The 1817-nt window shown below is 65.7% G+C and carries 2 protein-coding genes; both read left to right on the top strand.

Annotation, left to right across the window (positions count from 1 at the left end):
* On the top strand, positions 1-1293 hold a 1293-nt coding region (locus tag ACE3TU_RS22005; protein WP_374627990.1), incomplete at its 5' end, for a helix-hairpin-helix domain-containing protein.
* 313 nt (positions 1294-1606) lie between these two features.
* The coding region (locus ACE3TU_RS22000) for a DUF1697 domain-containing protein (protein ID WP_374627989.1) at positions 1607-1817 on the top strand (211 nt) is incomplete at its 3' end.

Here is a 1817-nt window from a genome sequence, read left to right as displayed (position 1 = left end):
GCCGTCGTCGACCAGACCGGCAAGCTCCTCGACACCGGCGTGATCTACCCCCACGAACCCCGCCGCGACTGGGACGGCAGCCTGCACACGCTCTCGAAGCTGTGCGAAAAGCACAAAGTCTCGCTGATCGCCATCGGCAACGGCACCGCCAGCCGCGAAACCGACAAACTCGCCGCCGACCTCATCAAACTGCGCCCCGAGCTGCATATGACCAAGATCGTGGTGTCGGAAGCCGGCGCCTCGGTCTATTCCGCGTCCGAACTGGCCGCCAAGGAATTCCCCGACCTCGACGTGAGCCTGCGCGGCGCCGTCTCCATCGCCCGCCGCCTGCAAGACCCGCTGGCCGAACTGGTCAAGATCGATCCCAAATCCATCGGCGTCGGCCAATACCAGCACGATGTGAACCAAACCCGTCTCGCCCGTGCGCTGGATTCGGTGGTCGAAGACTGCGTCAACGCCGTCGGCGTGGATGTGAACATGGCCTCGGCCGCGCTGCTCACCCGCATCTCCGGCCTCAACCCCACCCTCGCCGCCAACATCGTTGCGCATCGCGACGCCAACGGCCCCTTCCCCAGCCGCGCCGCCCTGCTCGACGTCTCCCGCCTCGGCCCCAAGACCTTTGAACAGGCCGCCGGCTTTTTACGCATTTCCAACGGCAGCAACCCCCTCGACGCCTCGGCGGTTCACCCCGAAGCCTATCCGCTGGTCGAACGCATCCTCGCCGACATCGACAAGGGCGCCCGCGAAGTGATGGGCGACACCAAACTCATCGGCCAGCTCAAGCCCGAGCGCTACACCGACGAACGCTTCGGCCTGCCCACCGTGCAGGACATCCTCAAGGAACTCGACAAGCCCGGCCGCGACCCGCGCCCCGAGTTCAAGACCGCCAGCTTCAAGGACGGCGTCGAAGAACTGAAGGATCTGACGGTCGGCATGATCCTCGAAGGCGTCGTCACCAACGTCACCAACTTCGGCGCCTTCGTCGATATCGGCGTGCACCAGGACGGCCTCGTGCACGTCTCGGCCCTCTCCGACCGCTTCGTCAAAGACCCCCACACCATCGTCAAAGCCGGTCAGGTGGTGAAGGTCAAGGTCATCGAAGTGGACCTCCCGCGCAAACGCATCGCCCTCACCATGCGCATGGGCGACCAAGCCGGCGCCGGCGCCAAGCCCGCCGCCGAGCGCCGCGACGCCCCTCGCGGAAACCAACGCGCCGCAGTCGCCAAGCAGAACCGCGAGCCCACCATGGCCGGCTCCCTCGCCAGCGCCTTCGCCAAGGCGCTCAAGAAGTAAGTCGCCCGCAAGGGCAAGCAACAGAAACCGCCAGCCGCCCCGCTCATCGGATCGATGAGCGGACGCTCCTGGCAAGTCTCGCTCTTCGTGCAACCGAACACCCCTGAAGCTCATCGGCAAGCGCCTTGCGCTGATCGTGCTGGCGCAAGCGCTCCGGCGCCTCTCCCGTGCCCAGCCCGGCGCCCCTGACATCGATGCTTTCCTCCGCGGCCGGGATTGCGAGCATCATCGTGAGTACCAAGCGCCCGCCGCCCCAAGCTCTCATTGAAAACAGCCACCTCCCGGCGGCCCCTTTTCCGGGTCTCGGAACGCCATGAATAAATACGCAATCCTCCTGCGGGGAGTGATGCCGACCGGCAGGAACCGGGTGCCCATGGCCGAACTGCGCGTGGCGCTCAGCAAGGCCGGCTTGCTGGATGTGCAAACCTACATTCAAAGCGGCAACGTCATCGCACAGACCGAGCTCACCCAGTCGTCCCTCGAAGCCCTTGTGCATCAAGTCATTCTCCGCGAGATCGGCGCCG

Source organism: Devosia sp. (assembly GCF_041917035.1).
GTDB lineage: Bacteria > Pseudomonadota > Alphaproteobacteria > Rhizobiales > Devosiaceae > Devosia_A.
The sequence above is the reverse complement of the archived record's forward strand: the minus strand, read 5'-3'. Positions and strand labels throughout refer to the sequence as shown.